Source organism: Kribbella sp. NPDC050820, from assembly GCF_040653975.1.
Classification (GTDB): Bacteria; Actinomycetota; Actinomycetes; order Propionibacteriales; family Kribbellaceae; genus Kribbella.
Genome location: NZ_JBFAHB010000059.1, coordinates 1 through 17334 on the forward strand (window position 1 = coordinate 1; position 17334 = coordinate 17334).

The window sequence follows — 17334 nt, forward strand, 5'->3', positions numbered from 1 at the left end:
TCAACCCACCGGGGCGCTTCTCGTTCAGTGCTGGGTGGGGGCGAAGAGCTCCAGTTGGATGTTGTCTTGGTCGCGGAAGACGAGAACCGCGGCGTAGGGCTCGTCGGCGATCGGTGACTGGGTCAGGGGCTTGTCGGCGGTGTCTGCGCGGACGACGCCGTGGGCCTCGAGGTGGTCCTGCCACAGCTCGAGGTCGGCGCGGGTCGCGACGGCGAAGCCGGCGTGGTCGAGGCCGGTGACGGTCTCCTTGCACAGGGCGCCGTCGTTGGTGTCGTGGTGGTGCAAGGCGATCATCAGCTGCCGGCTCTCGTCGGCCAGGATCCGGCCGACGCCGCCCTCGTGCGGTACGTCGAGCACGGGTCGCACCCCGAACACTTCGCCGTACCACTGGACGCTGGAGTCCAGGTCGGTCACGGTCAGGGCGAGGTGGTGCAGTCTGGGCTGGGTCACGCTGGTCATGGTTTCCCCCTTGTCTCACTGGCGTCCCCGCGCGCGAACTGGGCGAGGAACATCCGGGTGACGTCCTCGGCGAGACGGCTCCACCGGTCGCCGCCAGGGTCGTTGGAGACCTGCTGGTCGACCAGGCCGGTCATCACTGCCGTCCAGATGTCGAGGTGCCGCGGATCGTGCACGCCGTTGCGTGCGAGGAGCTCGCGGGTGGCGTCGAGCGCCTGAACCGCCAGCCCGTAGGACTCCGCCGACGGCGTGAACCCGGGCACCGCGTGCTGGAACAGCAGTTGGTACCGCGGTACGTCGGAGACGCAGAACTCGATGAACATCCGTACGTCGGCCAGCAGATCCTGCTGTGGATCGTCCGTGACCGGCAGCGCGGCCTTCTGGTCGACGAACTCTCGCGCCGCTTGAGCGAACATCGCGTCCAGGATGGCGTTCTTGGACTCGAAGTACGCGTACACCGTCGGCGTGGTGATGCCGGCCCGCTTGGCCAGCTCGCGCAGCGACAACGCGGCCAGCCCGTCCTCGCCGACCAGCTCCCAGGCGGCGGTCAGCACCGCGGCCCGGGCGTTCTCCCGCCGCGCCTCCCGCCAGTTCGCCGCCGGTTTCTTTAACACAGTTCGAAGTATTTGCACGCCGTATAAATCTTGTCAACGGCTCAGCACATGCGACGGCGGCCGGACAATGGTGTCCGGCCGCCGTCAGAGGAACTCAGTGACTGGTTGCGCTGCGGTACTTGCGGACTGCGAGTGGCGCGAAGACGCCGATGATCGCCGCGCACCAGATCAGCGACAGCCACACCGGGTGCTGCGCCGGGAAGCCGTCCGGGCTGGCGAACGGGGACGGGTTGCCGAACAGATGCCGGCAGGCGGCGACGATCGAGGAGATCGGGTTCCACTCCGCCACCGGTTGCAGGCCCTCGGGCAGGTTCGGCGTCGGGACGAAGGCGTTGGACAGGAAGGTCAGCGGGAACAGCCAGATCAGGCCCGCCGACGCCGCCACCTCCGGAGTACCGACCGACAGGCCGATCAGCGCGCCGACCCACAGCATCGCGAACGCGAACAGCAGCAGGATCCCGAACGCGGCCAGCGCCTGGCCGAACCCGTTGTGCCAGCGCCATCCGACGATGAAGCCGCAGATCACCATCACGACCATCACGAACGCGTTGAACACCAGGTCGCCGATCACCCGGCCGGAGATCACCCCGGAGCGCGCCATCGGCAGCGACCGGAACCGGTCGATCAGCCCCTTCGACATGTCGTCGGCCAGGCCGACACTTGCCGACGCGACCGCGAACGCCATCGTCTGGGCGAAGATCCCGGCCATCAGGAACTCCCGGTACGCCTGGGCGCCCGGGAACCCCGGGATCGGGATCGCGTTGCCGAACACATACGCGAACAGCAGCACGAACATGATCGGCTGGATGGTCGCGTAGATCAGCATGTCCGGCGTCCGCGGGATCCGTTTCAGGCTCCGCCACGCCAGCACCCCGGCATCCGTGATCGCCCTGCCGGCCGGATTCACCTTGTCCGGCCGCTCCACCGGCGTAGTCACACCGTCTCCTTCTCTGCGGCCTCGTGCCCGGTCAGGGTGAGGAAGACGTCGTCCAGCGTCGGCCGCCGCAGCCCGATGTCGGCGATCCGGATGCCGGCCCCGTCGAGGGTGCGGATCACGTCGACCAGCGAGCTCGAGCCGCCCGGCGCCGGCACGGTGATCCGCCGGTTGTGCTTGTCCATCGAGGTCGAGTCCAGGTCGGTGATCTCGAGCGCGCCGGTGAGCAGTTCGAGCGCCCGGTAGGTCTCCTCCGGGTCGTGGACGACGACCTCGATCCGCTCACCGCCCACCTTCATCTTGAGCTCGTCCGCAGTACCGCGGGCGATCACCGAACCGTGGTCGACCACGGCGATGCTGTCCGCGAGCTCGTCGGCTTCCTCCAGGTACTGCGTGGTGAGCAGGATCGTCACGCCTTCGCTGACCCGGTCCCGGATGATCTGCCACAGGTCGAGCCGCGAACGCGGGTCGAGACCGGTGGTCGGCTCGTCCAGGAACAGCACCTTGGGATGTGCGATCAGTGAGCCGGCCAGGTCCAGCCGGCGCCGCATACCGCCGGAGTAGGTCTTCAGGATCCGGTCCGCGGCCTCGGTCAGGTCGAAGACCTCCAGCAGCTCCTCGGCCCGCTGCTTGGCCTGCTGGCTGCCCAGCCGGTACAGCCGGCCGAACATCCACAGGTTCTCCCGGCCGGTGAGGAGCTCGTCGACGGCGGCGTACTGACCGGAGAGCCCGACCAGTGAGCGGACCGTGTCGGCCTCCTTGACCACGTCGTGCCCGAGCACCCGGGCCGACCCCTCGTCCGGCGCCATCAGCGTGGTGAGGATCCGGACCGTGGTGGTCTTGCCCGCGCCGTTGGGCCCGAGCAGGCCGAGCACACTCCCTTCCGGCACGTCGAGGTCGATGCCGTCGAGCGCCTTCACCGTGTTCTTCCTGGACCTGAACGTCTTCACGAGGCCGGTCGCCTCGATTGCTGCCATGCCGCACGTCCCCCTTCTGGATGTGACGCAGGCCACCCATCCTTGCCGAGGCCGCCGACAGTTTCGACACCTTTATCCCTGAGCAGAAACTTGAGTCCAGGCGACTCAACTTTGTTGATAGTTGAGTCGACACCGCTCAACTATGCCCTTACCGTCCGGATATGACGCCCAGCGAGAGCATCCTCAGACACCCCGACTTCCGCCGCCTGTGGATCGCCGACCTGCTCAGCCAGCTCGGCACGCGGCTGAGCATGATCGCGATCCCGCTGCTCGCCGTGATCACCCTGGAGGCGACCACCTTCGAGGTCTCGCTGCTCCGCGCGTGTGAGACCGCGGCCTGGCTGCTGCTCGGTCTGTTCGCGGGTGCGTGGGTGGACCGGGTCCGCTGTCTGCCTGTGCTCGTCGTCGCCGACCTCGGCCGCGCGGTGCTCTTCGGCTCGATCCCAGTCGCCGCCCTGTTCGGCGTACTGACTCTCACTCAGCTGTACGTCGTCCTCGTGTTCACCGGTGTCCTCACAGTGCTGTTCGACGTCGCACACAGCTCCTACCCACCGCGATTGCTGGAGCCAGAGCAACTGCTGCCCGGCAACGCCAAGCTGGCCGCCAACCACTCCGTGGCCGCAGTGCTCGGCGCAGGCGCAGGCGGTGTGCTCGTCCAGTGGCTCAGCGCCGCAGTGACGATCGGAGTGGACGCTCTGAGCTTCCTGTGGTCGGCAATCTGGCTCCGCTCGATCCGTACGCCGGAGCAGCAGCCGGCCAAACCGGAGAAGCCGAACCTGCGCCGGGAGATCGCCGAGGGCATGCGCTACGTGTTCGGCCATCCCCTGCTGCGGCCGATCGCGCTGAACACGGCGACCACGATGCTGTTCCAGGCCGCCGCCGGCGCGGTGATGATCGTGTTCCTGGTCCGGGAGATCCACCTGCAGCCGAGCACGATCGGCGTACTGAGCATGATCGGCCTGGTCGGCGCCATCGTCGCGTCCGCGGTGACAGAGAAGATCAGCAACCGGTACGGCGATGCACGCATGCTGCTCGTGTCGTCGATCGGCATCGGCGTGGCTTTCACCGTGCAGGCGCTGACGGGCACTGGCTGGCAGGTGAGCTGGTATGTCGTGGCCATGCTGGTCGCGGGCTTCTGCATCATCGTCAGCTACATCCTGCAGGTCAGCACGCGGCAGCGCGTGTGCCCGCCGGAGCTGCAGGGACGCGTCAGCGCCACCATGAGCTTCGTCAGCTGGGGCGCAATGCCGCTCGGCAGCCTGCTCGGCGGCGCACTCGGTACGGCGTTCGGACTCCGCGCCACCCTCTGGGTCTCGGGCCTGGCAACTCTCGCCGGGACCGCGTTCCTGGTGTTCTCGCCGTTCCGCACCCTGCGCACGGTCCCCGCGACAGAGCAACGCCAGGCAAACCCGCAGGATCTGCCTGGCGCTCGAAACGACTAGTCGGAGACGATCTGGACCGTGCCGACCAGGACCTCGACGTCCAGGGCGGCGCGGCCGCGGCCGATCTCCACGTCCTTGGACTGGCCGGTGACCGCGCCCGTCCAGGCGACTCGGCCGAGCTGGGACTCGGTGTGCACGCGGACGTCGGACCCGCGGCGCAGGTTGACGTTCGCGGCGCCGGACTCGACCCGGACCCGGGACCGGCCCTTGGTGATCTGGGCGTCCAGGTTGGCCGAGCCTGCCTGGACCAGCAGGTCGATCGGCCCGGCGACGTCCGCGACCTTCGCCGTACCGGCGGTGACGCGGACCCGGGTCAGGCCGGGCAGGCGCTCGGCGTTGACGCTGCCGCCGGTGACCTCGACCTCGACCTGCAGCGCGGGGTTGACCCGGATGGACAGCTCCTTGGCCAGGCCGTTCACGTGCGACTTCAGGTCGGTCGGGTTGCGCAGCATGCTGAAACCGTCGATCGAGACGCCCATGTCGCCGTCGCTGCTGATCGCGAGCGTGTCGCCGTCCCGCTTGATCACGTGCGGCCCGTCCACTGCGACCCCGTTGATGGCCGGCTCGCCGATCAACCGCACCCGGCGGCCGATCGCGCGCACAGTCACCCGCTGCACCCCGGCCGGCATCGGCACATTGCTGTGCTCCTCCTCGACGTCCTCGACCTCGGCCTCGACCGGCGCCTCGTCGACCACGCTCTCCTGGCCCCCGTTCTGCTGAGCAACGGGCTCCGCCACAGGCTCCGCAGCGGGCTCGGCCGCGTGCCGGCCGGTCGGCGCATCCTCGGGGATGGCGGCATCCGGGGAGTCGACCGCATCCGCCCACACCGACGGCGACGGCAACTCGTCCGCAGCCGGCCAGCCGGTCTTGTCCTTGGTCGCCTCAGCAACCGGCTCCTGCTCGACCGGGCCGTCAGCAGGCGCGCTGCTCGAGTCGCCGGCGGACGCCGGCTGGAGGGCGGCGATCAGCGTGGCGCCCTCCGCGGTGGACAGGTGGCCCTTGGCGACCCGGTCGAGGATGTCCTTGACCCGCCGGTCGTAGTCGCTCTCGTTGCTCATACAGACAGTCCAGCACCCCGGAGGTTCGAAACCAATCGGGGATCGCCCCGAATACAGCAGTGCGGGCCACCTGAGTGACCCGCACTGCTCCATATCGACAACAGCCCAGAGCGGCTGGTTGTTGTCACGCGGCCGGGGTCATCTCCTCCTCGGCCAGTTCCTTCTGTACGGCGGCCAGCTCAGCCGCCTCGACTGCCTCAGCCTCCCGGCGAGCCCGCAGCCCCCGCAGACCGGTCAGCGCGATCAGCAGACCGAGCGCGGAGATGCCGGTCACGACGGCCAGACCCGGCTTGTACGCCGACAGCATCCCGGCCGGCGTGGTCACGCCCACCGACTGGCTGCTGATCACCGCGGTCACGATCGCGAGGACCACTGCGCCGCCGACCTGGTTCGACGTGTTGAACAGCCCGGAGGCCAGTCCCTGCTCGTGGTCCGGGACACCGGACACCGCCTGGATGTTCAGCGCCGGGAACCCGATCGCGAACCCGAGGCCGAGCAGCATGATGGTCGGGAACACCGTCGAGAAGTACGCCGCCTCCGGGCCGATCCGCAGCGACAGCGCGTATCCGGCGACGAACAGCGCCATCGCGGTGATGATCATCGTCTCGGTCCCGAACCGGTCCGCCAGCTTGCCAGCGTTCGGCGACAGCGTGGCCACCAGCAGGCCGGCCGGCAGGAAGGCCAGCGCGGTCTCGAAGGACGACCAGCCGAGCAGGTTCTGCAGGTACAGCGTGCCGATCAGCTGGAAGGCGACGTACGAGCCGAACACGGTCAGGATGGCCAGGTTCGCCCGCCGCAGCGAGGCGTTGCGCAGGATGCCGAGCCGGACCAGCGGGTGCTTCGACCGGAGCTCGATCGCGACGAACCCAGCCAGCAGTACGACGGCCAGCGCGAACATCCCGATGGTCTGCACCGAGACCCAGCCGGCGTGCTCGGCGCCGACGACCGCGTAGACCAGCGACAGCATGCCGGCCGTGACGGTGATCGCGCCGGGGATGTCGTACCCGCCGGCGGCGTTGTCGCGCGGGCTGTTCGGGATCAGCTTGATCGCGAACAGCAGCACGATCAGGGCGACCGGGCCGGGCATCAGGAAGGTCCAGCGCCAGCCGACCTCGGTCAGCGCGCCACCCAGGATCAGGCCCATCGAGAAGCCGCTGGCGGCGCAGGTGGTGAAGATGCTGAGGGCGCGGTTGCGGTCCGGGCCCTCGTGGAAGGTCGTGGTGATGATGGACAGGGCGGCCGGCGCGGTGAATGCGGCGGCGACACCCTTCACGAACCGCGCGGCGATGAGCAGTTCGGGGCTGGTGGCCAGTGAGCTCAGCATCGAGACCACGGCGAACACGCCGAGGGCGATCAGGAACACCCGGCGGCGGCCGAGCAGGTCGGCGGCGCGGCCGCCGAGCAGCAGCAGGCCGCCGTACCCGAGCACGTAGCCGGTGACCACCCACTGCAGGGAGGAGAGCGGGACGCCCAGGTCGGCGCCGATGGACGGCAGGGACATACCGACCATGGACACGTCCAGGCCGTCGAGGAAGATCACGCCGCAGACCACCAGGAGGGCGCCCCAGAGGCGCGCGTCCCAGGTCATGCGAGCCGGCGCAGTATCGGCTGGTGATGGGGTGTGCGTTGTCTGTGTCACAAGGGGAGACTATTCCATGCACATGCATCTAATGTCTAGGCATTAAATGCGCTTGCATAGATTGCGCATGCATGATAACGTCGCCTCCATGACCGCCACGAAGGTCAGCGCAGGTCCTGGTGAGACCCGCGCCGATGTCAGCACCGATGTCAGGGAGTGGCGCGAGCTGCTGGCCCGCCACGCCGACCTGACCTGCGCCCTCGACCGGGCGCTGCAGACCGACCACTCGCTGGGCATGAGTGAGTACGAGGTGCTCGAGCGGCTCGCCGAGCTGCCGGAGCAGTCGGCCAAGGTGGCCACGATCGCCAAGTCCGTGCACCTGAGCCAGAGCGCGCTGTCCCGCGTGATCGGCCGGCTGGAGACGGCCGGCCTGGTCGAGCGGCACATGTGCCCCGAGGACCGCCGGGCCGTGAACGTCCGGCTCACCGAGGAGGGCCTGCTCCGTCAGACCGAGGCGCAGCCGACCCAGCGCCGCGTCCTCGCCGAGCGCCTGCACGCGCCGCTGGTCAAGAGCTGCCAGCCGCTCTGATCACTCCCGTACGGCGCCTTCCAGCATGCCCGCGATGAAGTGGCGCTGCAGGAAGGCGTAGACGAGCACGACCGGCGTGCCGACGATCACCGCACCGGCAGCCAGCAAGGTGAACCCGGACGTGTACTGCCCGGAGAAGAAGGCCAGGCCCAACGGCGCCGTACGTAAGGACTCGCTCGTGACCATCACCAGCGGGATCAGGAACTCGTTCCACGTCCACATGAACACCAGCACGATCAGCGTCACCAGCGCGGGCCGGGCCGGCGGCACCAGCACCTGCCACAGCGTCCGCCAGTGCCCGGCGCCGTCCAGCCGCGCGGCCTCCACCAGCGACCGGGACGCGGACCGGAAGTACGCCCGCATCCAGAAGGTGCCGAAGGCAACGGACTGCGCGACCTGCGGGAGCGCGACAGCCCAGAAGGTGTCGGTCAGGCCGAGCGTGCGCAGATCGAAGTACAGCGGTACGACGATCGCCTCGGTCGGCATCATGATCCCGAGCAGGAACAGGTAGAACAGCACTCCGGCCCCGCGGAACCGCATCGTGCCGAACGCGTACCCGCTCAGGATCGACAGCAGCACGCTGGCCACCACGACCGTCACCGACACCGCGACGCTCATCCGCAGGTAGGTGCCGAAGTGGCCGATCTGCCACGCCTCGCCGAAGTTCCCGAACCCGCTCGTCCCGCCGCCGGCGTCGTCCGGGCCGAGCGCGGCGACCAGGATCGTCACGATCGGGCCGAGCGCGAACAACCCGAACACGGTCAGCAGCGCGTAATTCCCGATCCGCTCGGCCGCCGAGGCCCTCACGCCGTACTCCGATCTGCCAGCCGGTTGACGCCGAGCGTGATCACGAAGATCAGGATCGTCAGGCACACCCCGATCGCCGCCGCCGAACCGACCTGGCCGAGCTCGAAGGCCCGGTGGTAGACCTCGTACGACGGGACGCTGGTGGACGTCCCGGGACCGCCGCTCGTGGTGATGTAGACCAGGTCGAAGGTCCGCAGCGCCGCGATCACCGTCAACGTCACCGCGACCGCGATCTCGCCCCGGACCGCGGGCAGCACCACCGCGAAGAACTCCGCCACCGGACCGGCGCCGTCCAGCCGCGCGGCCTCGTAGCGCTCGCGGGGAATCCGCGACATCCCGGCCAGCAGCAGCACGGTCACCAGTCCGGTCTCGAACCACGTCCCGATCACGCCGACCGCCGGCAGGGCGAACGTGTAGTCCCCCAGCCAGCCCCGCGCGAGCCCGCCCAGCCCGACGGCTCGCAGTACGTCGTTCAGTGGGCCGTCGGGAGCGTAGATGTGCCGCCAGGCGAAGGCCACCACGACCATCGCGATCACCTGCGGCAGGAACACGACGGTCCGGAAGAAGCCGAGTCCCCGGACCCTGGCGCGCTGCAGCACCGAGGCCAGCGCGAGCCCGATCAGCACCGGAAGCACCGCGTAGAAGACGATCAGCACCAGCGCGTGCCCGAACGCGGCCCGCAGCCCGGCGTCCCGGACCACGTCCGCGTAGTTGCTCAGGCCAACGAACTTCCCGAGCGTGATCCCGTCCCACTCGAACAGCGACAGGTGCACCGACCGGACCAGCGGGTAGAGCAGGAACGCGCCGTACACGAGCAGTGCCGGCAGGATGTAGAGGTACCCGATCCGGCGCGGCTCGCCGGGCGGTGAGCTCACTTGCCGGCGAACTTGCTGTAGTCGGTCTCCAGCGTGGTCAGGAACTGTTGCGGGGTCGCCTTCTTCGCCAGCAGGTCCTGCAGCGCGGCGCCGATGGTGTCGTACATGGTCGGGGTCGCGTAGTCCAGGTACGGAACCATTGCCTCCTTGCTGACCGCCGTACCGAAGCTGCTGAAGATGTCGCTGGCCAGGCCGGGCGGCGCCTGCTGGGCCGAGGTGTCGGCGATCGGCAGGTTGCCGGTGCTGGTGAGGACCTTCATCGCGTCCGGGCTGGTGATGAAGTTGATGTACGCCGCGGCCGCGTCCGCGTTCTTCGCCTTGTTGGTGATCGCGAACGGAAGGCCGGTGCCACCGGTCACCACCGGCTTGGCGTCGGCCGACTCACCCGGCGGCAGCATGAAGCCGACCTTGTCGCCGAGCGCCTTCTGCAGGTCGGCCTGCAGCCAGGTGCCGGCGATCAGGAACACCCCGTTCCCCTTGCCGAAGTCCTGCCAGGCCGGGTCGTACCCCTGCCCGTTGAAGCCCTGGTTGAAGTAGCCCTTGTCCACCCACGACACCAGACCCTCGGCGGCCTTGGTGTTCTCCGGCGTGTTCCAGGACGCGCCCGGACGGCCGAACGCGAGCGTGGTGATCTGGTCGGCCGGCACGAAGTGGTCCTGCACGGTGCCGAACACGTGGATGGCCGGCCACTTGTCCAGGTTGCCGAACTGCATCGGCACCTCGCCGGCCGCCTTCGCCTTGGCCAGCGCGTCCTCGAACTCGGCCCATGTCTTCGGCGGCTGGACGCCGAGCTTGGTCAGCTTCTCCTTGTTGTAGTAGAGCCCGACCACCTCGCCGACCTGCGGCAACCCGTACAGGTTGCCCTCGCCGAACGTCTTGCCGTCGGCGGAGTAGCGCGAGTACTGCAGCACCGAGTCCGGGTAGCGGCTGCCCCAGTTGTAGGCCTTCGCCCACTCGTCCAGCGGCACGAGCTGACCGGCCTTGACGAACTCGCCCATGTCCGAGCGGCCGTTGTTGGCCTGGACGACGTCCGGCGCGTTGTTGCCGGACAGCGCCAGCCGCAACGTGGTCTTCAGGTCGTCGAACGAGCGGGAGACCCGGTTGACCTTGATGTTCGGGTACTTCGCCTGGAACTGCTTGACCAGCTCGGCCATCTGGGCCGCCTGACCGCCGCGGACCTCCTGGTCCCAGACCGTCAACTGGACCTCGCCGAGCGCGGCGGCATCCGTCTTCACCGTGCTCGGCGCGCTGGTGCTCCCGCTCGGGCTGTCGGATCCCGGCGCACAGGCGGTAGCCGTGAGCAACAAGGCCGCGGAGGCGGCGACGATCGTCTTCAACACGTCGAACTCCTCAGTTCAGCGGGTACCCATACCCGTTGCCGGTCAGACCGATCAATACCCGCGCGTTGTCCTCCTCACCCTACGGCGGCGACTGCTCACGCGCCGATCATTTGTGCAGGACTGCGAGGTGGTTGCGCATGACTCGGCGGACGGGTGGGTCGAGGTGGCGGTCCCAGGTCGGGTGGCGTTCGCCGCGGAGCCGGGCGTAGTAGGCGAGGGCCTCGGACAGGGCCTGCTCGCGAAGGTAGCCACGAGCCAGTGGCTGCTTGCCGCGGCCGTTCAGCCTGGGGCGACGTTCGTACGCCGCGTTGGCCGTGAAGATCCCGAGTCCGTAGAACACGGTGAGCAGGTCGGTCAGCGACTCGTGGTCGGGGCGGTGCAGGAACGAGATCCGGCCGGCGCCGAGCAGCAACTCGTGACCGGCCTCGTGGGCGAAGATCGCAACCAAGGCGACCGGGTCGGCGGCCAACGCGGGCGCGAGCTGGATCTCGTTGCGCTCGGCACCGCGGATCCACCGGCCGGACGGTTCCTTCACCACTCCTCGGTACGCCGGTCGCCGGACGCCGTCCGCGACGAGCCCGAAGCTGAGCGCGCACTGCTCTGCCGGCAGGTCCATCCGCTCGGCGACCCGCGCACACAACCCCGCCGCGGCTGCGACGCTGCCGTCGTACCCGGCCGGGATCAGCTCGGACGGCACCACGATCGGCCGGAGCAGGACCTCACGCCCGAACTCAGCGACCATCCAGTCCATCGACGACCTGATCCACCGCCGCCGCCCGCCCGGCAACCGCTCCCGCGGCGCCTTCAACTCGGCCCGCCGCCGCAACACCCCCATCGGATTCCTCACTCGCCGGATCATGCCAATCCGACGCCGGCATAAACACACCGGTTCCGGTTCGTTACCGTGCGCTACTTGAGCAGGAGCTTGCCCAGGCGGCGGGAGGCGACGTACATGCCGAGGGTGCCCATGGCCGCGAGGTAGAGGGCGTTGAGGAGGAGGGACCAGCCGACGACACCGGTGGTGAAGGCTCGCTCGAGGACCACGCCCTGGTAGAGCGGGGTGATCTCGACCAGCCAGCGGATCGCCGGCGGGTAGGTCTCGACCGGGTAGAAGGTGGCCGAGAACAGGAACATCGGGATGATCGCCAACTGCACGAACTCGAAGTCCTGCCAGCTGCGCATGAACGTGGTCAGGGCCATCCCGGCGCCGGCGAAGGCGAACCCGATCAGCACCGAGGCCGGCAGCGCGAGCAGCGCCCACCACGACGACACCAGGCCCATCCCGAGCATGACGAGGATGAACATCGCCGAGTAGCAGGCTCCGCGGAGCAGCGCCCAGGTCACCTCACCGGTCGCGACGTCCCACGGCCGCAGCGGCGTCGCCAGCATCGAGTCGTAGAGCTTGGCGTACTTCATCCGGAAGAAGATGTTGTACGTCGAGTCGAAGACCGCGCCGTTCATCGCCGAACTGGCCAGCATCGCCGGCGCGACGAAGGCGGCGTACCCGATCGTCGTGCCGTCGGACAGCGTGAAGTCGCCGACCAGCTGGGCGACCCCGATGCCGATCGACAGCAGGTAGAACACGGGCTCGAAGAAGCCGGACAGGAAGACGATCCAGGACCGCCGGTACATCACGAAGTTGCGCTCCACGATGTGCCGGCCGCCGCCGAGCCGCAGCGGGACCGGGACGACCCGCGTCGTCAGTGTCGCCATCAGCCCACCAGCTTCCGGGTGAAGCCGCGGACTGCGAGCCACGTGCCGACCACGAACCAGGCGAGCAGGTACCCGACGTTGAGCAGCGCCATCCAAGGATCGACCGTGCCCAGGCTGAGGTCGCGAGACAGCTCGACGCCGTGCCACAGCGGGCTGACGTAGGCGAGCCACTCGATCCAGTCGGGCAGCTGCGACACCGGGAAGAACGCACCCGAGAACAGGAACGCCGGGACCACACCGAACCGGAAGATCATCGCGAAGCCCGCGTCGTTCTCCAGCTTGGTCGCGTACGCCGCCACCGGAGCGGCAGCCGCCATCCCGACCAGCACCGCGACCGGCAGACCGAGCAGGCCCAGCGGCGACTCCAGCCCGCCGAACGCGGCGATCACCAGCAGGAACACCAGGCAGGTGCTGGTCACCCGGAACGCGATGAACGTGAGCTGCCCGTAGACGACATCCGCCGGGCGCAGCGGCGTCGCGATCATCGAGTGGTAGAACTTCTGCCACTTCAACCCGCTCATCACCGGGTACGTCGCCTCGCCGACGGCGATCTGCAGTCCGGTCGAGGCGAGCAGCCCGGGCGCGATGTACTGCAGGTAGCTGACGCCGCCCAGCGCGCCGGTCCCGTTGCTGTCCACGAAGGACCCGAGCCCGATCCCCATCGCGGCCAGGTAGAGCAGCGGCAGCAGGAAGCTGCTGACCAGCGTGCCCTTCCAGGTGCGTTTGTAGACGGTCAGCCAGTAGTCGAACTGGCGTCGCCCGTTCTCCAGTGCGAGGGCCATCAGTCCACCAGCGTCCGGCCGGTGAGCCGCAGGAACACGTCCTCCAGGGTGGAGCGCCGTACCAGAACTGCTGCCGGCTCGAGGCCGCGCTCGTGGACGGCGGCGACCGCGCGCTCACCGTCGTCGGTGTAGAGCAGCAGGCGGTCCGGCAGCACCTCGATGCGCTGGGCCAGGTCCTCCACCTTCTCGGCGAGCGCGTCGTGGTCCGACTGCATCACCTCGGGGCCGAAGCGCAGCTCGGTCACCTCGCGGGTCGAGTAGTCCCTGATCAGCTGGGCCGGCGAGCCTTCGGCTGCGATCAGGCCGCCGTCCATCACCACCAGCCGGTCGCAGAGCTGCTCGGCCTCGTCCATGTAGTGCGTGGTGATGATCAGCGTCACGCCGGCCTGCTTGAGCCGGAACAGCTTGTCCCAGAGCAGGTGCCGGGCCTGTGGGTCGAGGCCGGTCGTCGGCTCGTCGAGCAGCAGCAGGTCGGGCTTGCTGACCAGCGACCGGGCGATGGTCAGCCGCCGCTTCATGCCGCCGGACAGCTCGTCGACCTTGACCTTCGCCTTGTCGGTCAGCGCGACGAACTCGAGCAGCTCGTCGGCCCGCAGCCGGCACTCGGCCCGGCTGAGACCGAAGTACCGCCCGTAGATGACCAGGTTCTCCCGGACGGTCAGCTCGGTGTCGAGGGTGTCGTCCTGCGGGCAGACGCCCAGCCGGGCCCGGATCGACGGGCCCTCGGCCGCCGGGTCCATGCCGAGGATCCGCAACGTGCCGCCGCTGGCCGGCGAGACTGCGCCGATCATCCGCATCGTCGACGACTTGCCCGCGCCGTTCGGCCCGAGGAACCCGAACGCCTCCCCGCGCCACACGTCCAGCTCGATCCCGCGCACCGCCTCGAAGTCGCCGTACGACTTCCGCAGCCCGCGGACGTGGACCAGGGACTCCCGTTGCTCACTCACGGCTCCGACCCTAGTCCCGCCTCCCGACAGTTTCTTGTTGTTTTGGGCGCAATCAGCCGCGACCGACGTACCGCATCCCGGCGGCCATCACGGTGAGCGCCGGTACGGCGACCGACGTCGGCAGCTGCGCGATCCGGACCACGAAGTCCGCGACGACCTTCGGGTCGAACGTCGGCTCGGGCGCGATCGACCCGTCCGCCTGCAGCACGCCCTGCCCCATCCGTTCGGTCATCGGGGTGGCGGCGTTGCCGATGTCGATCTGGCAGGCGGTGATCCCGTGCCCCCGGCCTTCCAGCTCCAGGCCCTTGGTCAGGCCGCTGATCGCGTGCTTGCTGGCGGTGTACGCGATCCCATGCGGGCGCGGCACGTGCGCGGAGATCGACCCGTTGTTGATGATCCGGCCACCCTTCGGATCCTGTCGCAGCATCAGCGCGAACGCCGCCTGCGCACACAGGAACGAGCCGGTCAGGTTGGTGTCCACCACTCGCCGCCAGTCCTCCTCGCTGACGTCCTGCACCGGCGCGGCCGGCGCACCCGTCCCCGCGTTGTTCACCAGTACGTCGACCCGCTCGAGCCCACCGAACAGGCCGCGCACCGCGGCACCGTCGGCAACGTCCAGCACCGCAGGCACGACCCGCCCACTCGCCGCCGCGGCGGTTTCCTGGAGCTTCGCCTCGGTCCGTCCCGTGATGATCACCTCGAAGCCGGCGGCCGCCAGCGCGAGCGCCATCTCCCGGCCGAGCCCCGAACCGCCACCGGTCACCACTGCCACCTGCGTCACAAAAGCCACCTCTCCGACGTCGAGTACGTGTCCGCAGATTCTCCTCCACTGCGATCAGTGACCAGCCCGCGACGGAGAGCAAATGAGTGGCGACTCAGTCAGGATCCTTGGAAACTCATTTGCATGCATCACGCAAGCATGTATATGCTTGCAGCATGCAAGTAAACGACGCGTACTCTCCGCAGACCCCGATCGAGGGTGTGCTGCACGCGTTCACCAGGGTCGGCCGGCGCCTGAAGGGCAAGCAGCCCGGCGACACGCTCGACCACAGCGCCCACGTGGTCCTGTTCGTGCTGCGCTGCAGCGGCGCCCTGCGGTTGTCCGACCTGGCCGCCCGGATGGAGCTCGACGCCTCCACCACGAGCCGGCACGTCCGATCGCTGGAGCAGCTCGGGCTGGTCCGCCGCTCCCCCGACCCGGATGACGGCCGCGCGTTCCGGGTCGAGCTGACCGAGCAGGGCATCGAGCAGTGGGAGGCCGGCGCGCGCCGCCGGATGGAGCTGCTCAGCGCGGCCATGGAGGGCTGGTCCGAGGACGATGTGCTGACGTTCGAGCGGTTGATGACCCGGTTCGCCGACGGTGTCGCGAACCTGACCGACACCGGCGCCGACAACCGCGCCTGGGCCGACAAGGGCTGGGCCGCCGTCGCCCCACGGATCCGGCCGGCCGCGGCGGACCGCCGTACCGAAGACCTCGCGCCCCGTGGGGACCCCGCCGCCCGCGAGAACACCGAGAAGAACCTGGAGAGCACCAGATGAGCACCACCGAGCCCGCCACCACCGGCGGCGCTGCGCCTGACGACGCCCCGAACTACCTGTCCCACAAGCAGATCCTGGTCGTCCTCGGCGGCCTGATGGCGGGCATGTTCCTGGCCGCGCTCGACCAGAGCATCGTCGGGACCGCACTGCCGCAGATCGTCAGCGAGTTCAACAGCCTGGACAAGCTGTCCTGGGTGGTCACCGCGTACCTGCTGACCTCGACCGCCTCCACCCCGCTGTGGGGCAAGATCTCCGACCTCTACGGCCGCCGCCCGCTGTTCATCGCGGCGATCGTCACCTTCCTGGCCGGCTCGGTGCTGTCCGCGATGGCGCAGAACATCGAGATGCTGATCGGCTTCCGGGCCGTCCAGGGTCTCGGCGCCGGCGGCCTGATGTCGCTGGCCTTCGCCACCATCGGCGACGTGATCCCGCCCCGCGAGCGCGGTAAGTACATGGGGTACTTCGGCGCCGTCTTCGGCCTGTCCTCGGTGGCCGGCCCGCTGCTCGGCGGCCTGCTCACCGACGGCCCGGGCTGGCGCTGGATCTTCTGGATCAACCTGCCGATCGGCCTGGTTGCCCTGGGCATCGTCGCCGCCGTGCTGAAGCTGCCGCACGTGCGGCGGTCGCACAAGATCGACTACCTCGGCGCCGCCGTGATCACCGGCGCGGTCACCACGCTGCTGCTGGCGATCTCGTGGAGCGGCCCGACCTACGGCTGGGGCGACACCACCACGATCGCGCTGCTGGCCGCGGCCGTCGTACTGGCCGTCGCGTTCGTCTTCGTCGAGCTGAAGGTGGCCGAGCCGATCATCCCGATGGACCTGTTCAAGGGCCGGATCTTCTCCGGGTACGCGGGGTACGCGTTCCTGCTCGGCTTCGCGATGTTCGGCGCGCTGATCTTCCTGCCGCTGTACCTGCAGGCGGTCAAGGACATGTCGCCGACCCGGTCCGGGCTGGCGCTGCTGCCGATGATCGTCGGCATCTTCTCCGCCTCGATCCCGAGCGGCCAGCTGATGAGCAAGAACGGCCGGTACAAGGCGTTCCCGATCATCTCCGCGGTGCTGGTCGGCGGCGCGATGGTGCTGCTGTCCACGCTCAGCATGACCACGCCGTACTGGCAGCTGGCGATCTACATGTTCGTGATGGGCGCCGGCCTGGGCCTGTCGATGCAGATCACCGTCACCGCGGCGCAGAACAGCGTGCCCCGGCAGCACATGGGCAGCGCGACCTCGACGATGACTTTCTTCCGCTCGATGGGTGGCGCGATCGGCACGGCGGTGTACGGCGCGGTCCTCACCAGCCGGCTGAAGGAGCACCTGACCGACATCGTCCCGCACGCGACGCAGTCGATGGTCGACGGGCTGGCCAAGGCGGCCAACAGCGTCGACGCGCTGCACGCCCTGCAGCAGCCGATGAAGGGCTGGGCCCTGCAGGGTCTGGTCCAGGCGATGGACGACGTCTTCCTGGTCTCGCTGCCGTTCCTGGTGATCGCGCTGATCATCGCGGTGGTCACCCCGGAGCAGCGGCTTGCCGGCCGCTCCGACGGCGCCAAGCCGGACGAGTCCGTGGAGAGTTCCACAGCCGCCGCGATGCACTGACGGCGGCCATATGAACGAAGTGCCCCCACCGGGAAACCGGTGGGGCACTTCGCGTTGGTGACCGGCCTGTACTGCGGTGTGAGA

At 69.0% G+C, this 17334-nt stretch carries 18 protein-coding genes; 4 read left to right on the forward strand and 14 right to left on the reverse strand.

Annotated features, from left to right (window positions below; all coding sequences use genetic code 11):
• Nucleotides 1-24 precede the first annotated feature (24 nt).
• The 4 genes from AB0H36_RS35395 to AB0H36_RS35410 all read right to left on the reverse strand — a co-directional run bounded on the left by AB0H36_RS35395 (nt 25) and on the right by AB0H36_RS35410 (nt 2981).
• Entirely contained in the window at nt 25-459 is a 435-nt protein-coding gene (locus tag AB0H36_RS35395; RefSeq protein WP_360533999.1) for a VOC family protein, read from the reverse strand.
• The gene (locus AB0H36_RS35400; RefSeq protein WP_360534002.1) at nt 456-1070 is read right to left on the reverse strand and encodes a TetR/AcrR family transcriptional regulator; all 615 of its coding nucleotides are present in this window, start codon (nt 1068-1070) and stop codon (nt 456-458) included. Before AB0H36_RS35400 ends, AB0H36_RS35395 begins: the two co-directional genes overlap by 4 nt.
• Nucleotides 1071-1164: 94 nt before the next feature.
• Nucleotides 1165-2007 (reverse strand): ABC transporter permease, encoded by an 843-nt coding sequence (locus AB0H36_RS35405; protein WP_360534005.1) that lies wholly within the window; start codon nt 2005-2007, stop codon nt 1165-1167.
• The gene (locus AB0H36_RS35410) at nt 2004-2981 is read right to left on the reverse strand and encodes an ATP-binding cassette domain-containing protein (protein ID WP_360534008.1); all 978 of its coding nucleotides are present in this window, start codon (nt 2979-2981) and stop codon (nt 2004-2006) included. Before AB0H36_RS35410 ends, AB0H36_RS35405 begins: the two co-directional genes overlap by 4 nt.
• 161 nt (nt 2982-3142) lie before the next feature.
• Between AB0H36_RS35410 and AB0H36_RS35415 the strand changes: the two genes are divergently transcribed.
• Nucleotides 3143-4423 (forward strand): MFS transporter, encoded by a 1281-nt coding sequence (locus tag AB0H36_RS35415; protein ID WP_360534011.1) that lies wholly within the window; start codon nt 3143-3145, stop codon nt 4421-4423.
• On the opposite strand, the gene AB0H36_RS35420 is transcribed toward AB0H36_RS35415, so the two are convergent.
• Together AB0H36_RS35420 and AB0H36_RS35425 are read right to left on the reverse strand one after the other, a co-directional pair.
• Entirely contained in the window at nt 4420-5481 is a 1062-nt protein-coding gene (locus AB0H36_RS35420) for a hypothetical protein (protein WP_360534014.1), read from the reverse strand. The genes AB0H36_RS35415 and AB0H36_RS35420 overlap by 4 nt on opposite strands.
• Nucleotides 5482-5605: 124 nt before the next feature.
• Nucleotides 5606-7069, reverse strand: coding sequence for an MFS transporter (locus AB0H36_RS35425; protein WP_360534017.1), 1464 nt, complete (start codon nt 7067-7069; stop codon nt 5606-5608).
• A gap of 139 nt (nt 7070-7208) precedes the next feature.
• On the opposite strand from AB0H36_RS35425, the gene AB0H36_RS35430 reads away from it, so the two are divergent.
• The gene (locus tag AB0H36_RS35430) at nt 7209-7649 is read left to right on the forward strand and encodes a MarR family transcriptional regulator (protein WP_360534020.1); all 441 of its coding nucleotides are present in this window, start codon (nt 7209-7211) and stop codon (nt 7647-7649) included.
• On the opposite strand, the gene AB0H36_RS35435 is transcribed toward AB0H36_RS35430, so the two are convergent.
• From AB0H36_RS35435 to AB0H36_RS35470, 8 genes are all read right to left on the reverse strand, one after another.
• On the reverse strand, nt 7650-8456 hold the full coding sequence (locus AB0H36_RS35435; protein WP_360534023.1) for a carbohydrate ABC transporter permease: 807 nt from the start codon (nt 8454-8456) through the stop codon (nt 7650-7652). It lies immediately after the preceding gene.
• Nucleotides 8453-9331, reverse strand: a complete 879-nt coding sequence (locus tag AB0H36_RS35440; protein ID WP_360534026.1) for a sugar ABC transporter permease — start codon at nt 9329-9331, stop codon at nt 8453-8455. Before AB0H36_RS35440 ends, AB0H36_RS35435 begins: the two co-directional genes overlap by 4 nt.
• Complete coding sequence (locus tag AB0H36_RS35445; RefSeq protein ID WP_360534029.1) at nt 9328-10671, reverse strand: extracellular solute-binding protein; 1344 nt, start codon at nt 10669-10671, stop codon at nt 9328-9330. The genes AB0H36_RS35440 and AB0H36_RS35445 overlap by 4 nt, the downstream gene beginning before the upstream one ends.
• 106 nt (nt 10672-10777) lie before the next feature.
• Nucleotides 10778-11518, reverse strand: coding sequence for a hypothetical protein (locus AB0H36_RS35450; protein ID WP_360534032.1), 741 nt, complete (start codon nt 11516-11518; stop codon nt 10778-10780).
• A 62-nt stretch (nt 11519-11580) separates the two neighbouring features.
• Entirely contained in the window at nt 11581-12384 is an 804-nt protein-coding gene (locus tag AB0H36_RS35455; protein ID WP_360534034.1) for an ABC transporter permease, read from the reverse strand.
• Nucleotides 12384-13166: an ABC transporter permease gene (locus AB0H36_RS35460; RefSeq protein ID WP_360534037.1), complete on the reverse strand. Its 783-nt coding sequence runs from the start codon at nt 13164-13166 to the stop codon at nt 12384-12386. The genes AB0H36_RS35455 and AB0H36_RS35460 overlap by 1 nt, the downstream gene beginning before the upstream one ends.
• Entirely contained in the window at nt 13166-14113 is a 948-nt protein-coding gene (locus AB0H36_RS35465) for an ATP-binding cassette domain-containing protein (protein WP_360534040.1), read from the reverse strand. The genes AB0H36_RS35460 and AB0H36_RS35465 overlap by 1 nt, the downstream gene beginning before the upstream one ends.
• A gap of 52 nt (nt 14114-14165) precedes the next feature.
• Nucleotides 14166-14894 (reverse strand): SDR family oxidoreductase, encoded by a 729-nt coding sequence (locus AB0H36_RS35470; protein ID WP_360534043.1) that lies wholly within the window; start codon nt 14892-14894, stop codon nt 14166-14168.
• Nucleotides 14895-15049: 155 nt separating this feature from the next.
• On the opposite strand from AB0H36_RS35470, the gene AB0H36_RS35475 reads away from it, so the two are divergent.
• Together AB0H36_RS35475 and AB0H36_RS35480 are read left to right on the forward strand one after the other, a co-directional pair.
• A complete protein-coding gene (locus AB0H36_RS35475; RefSeq protein ID WP_360534046.1) occupies nt 15050-15652 on the forward strand; it encodes a MarR family transcriptional regulator in 603 nt (200 codons plus the stop codon).
• Entirely contained in the window at nt 15649-17250 is a 1602-nt protein-coding gene (locus AB0H36_RS35480) for a DHA2 family efflux MFS transporter permease subunit (RefSeq protein ID WP_360534049.1), read from the forward strand. Before AB0H36_RS35475 ends, AB0H36_RS35480 begins: the two co-directional genes overlap by 4 nt.
• Nucleotides 17251-17334 lie beyond the last annotated feature (84 nt).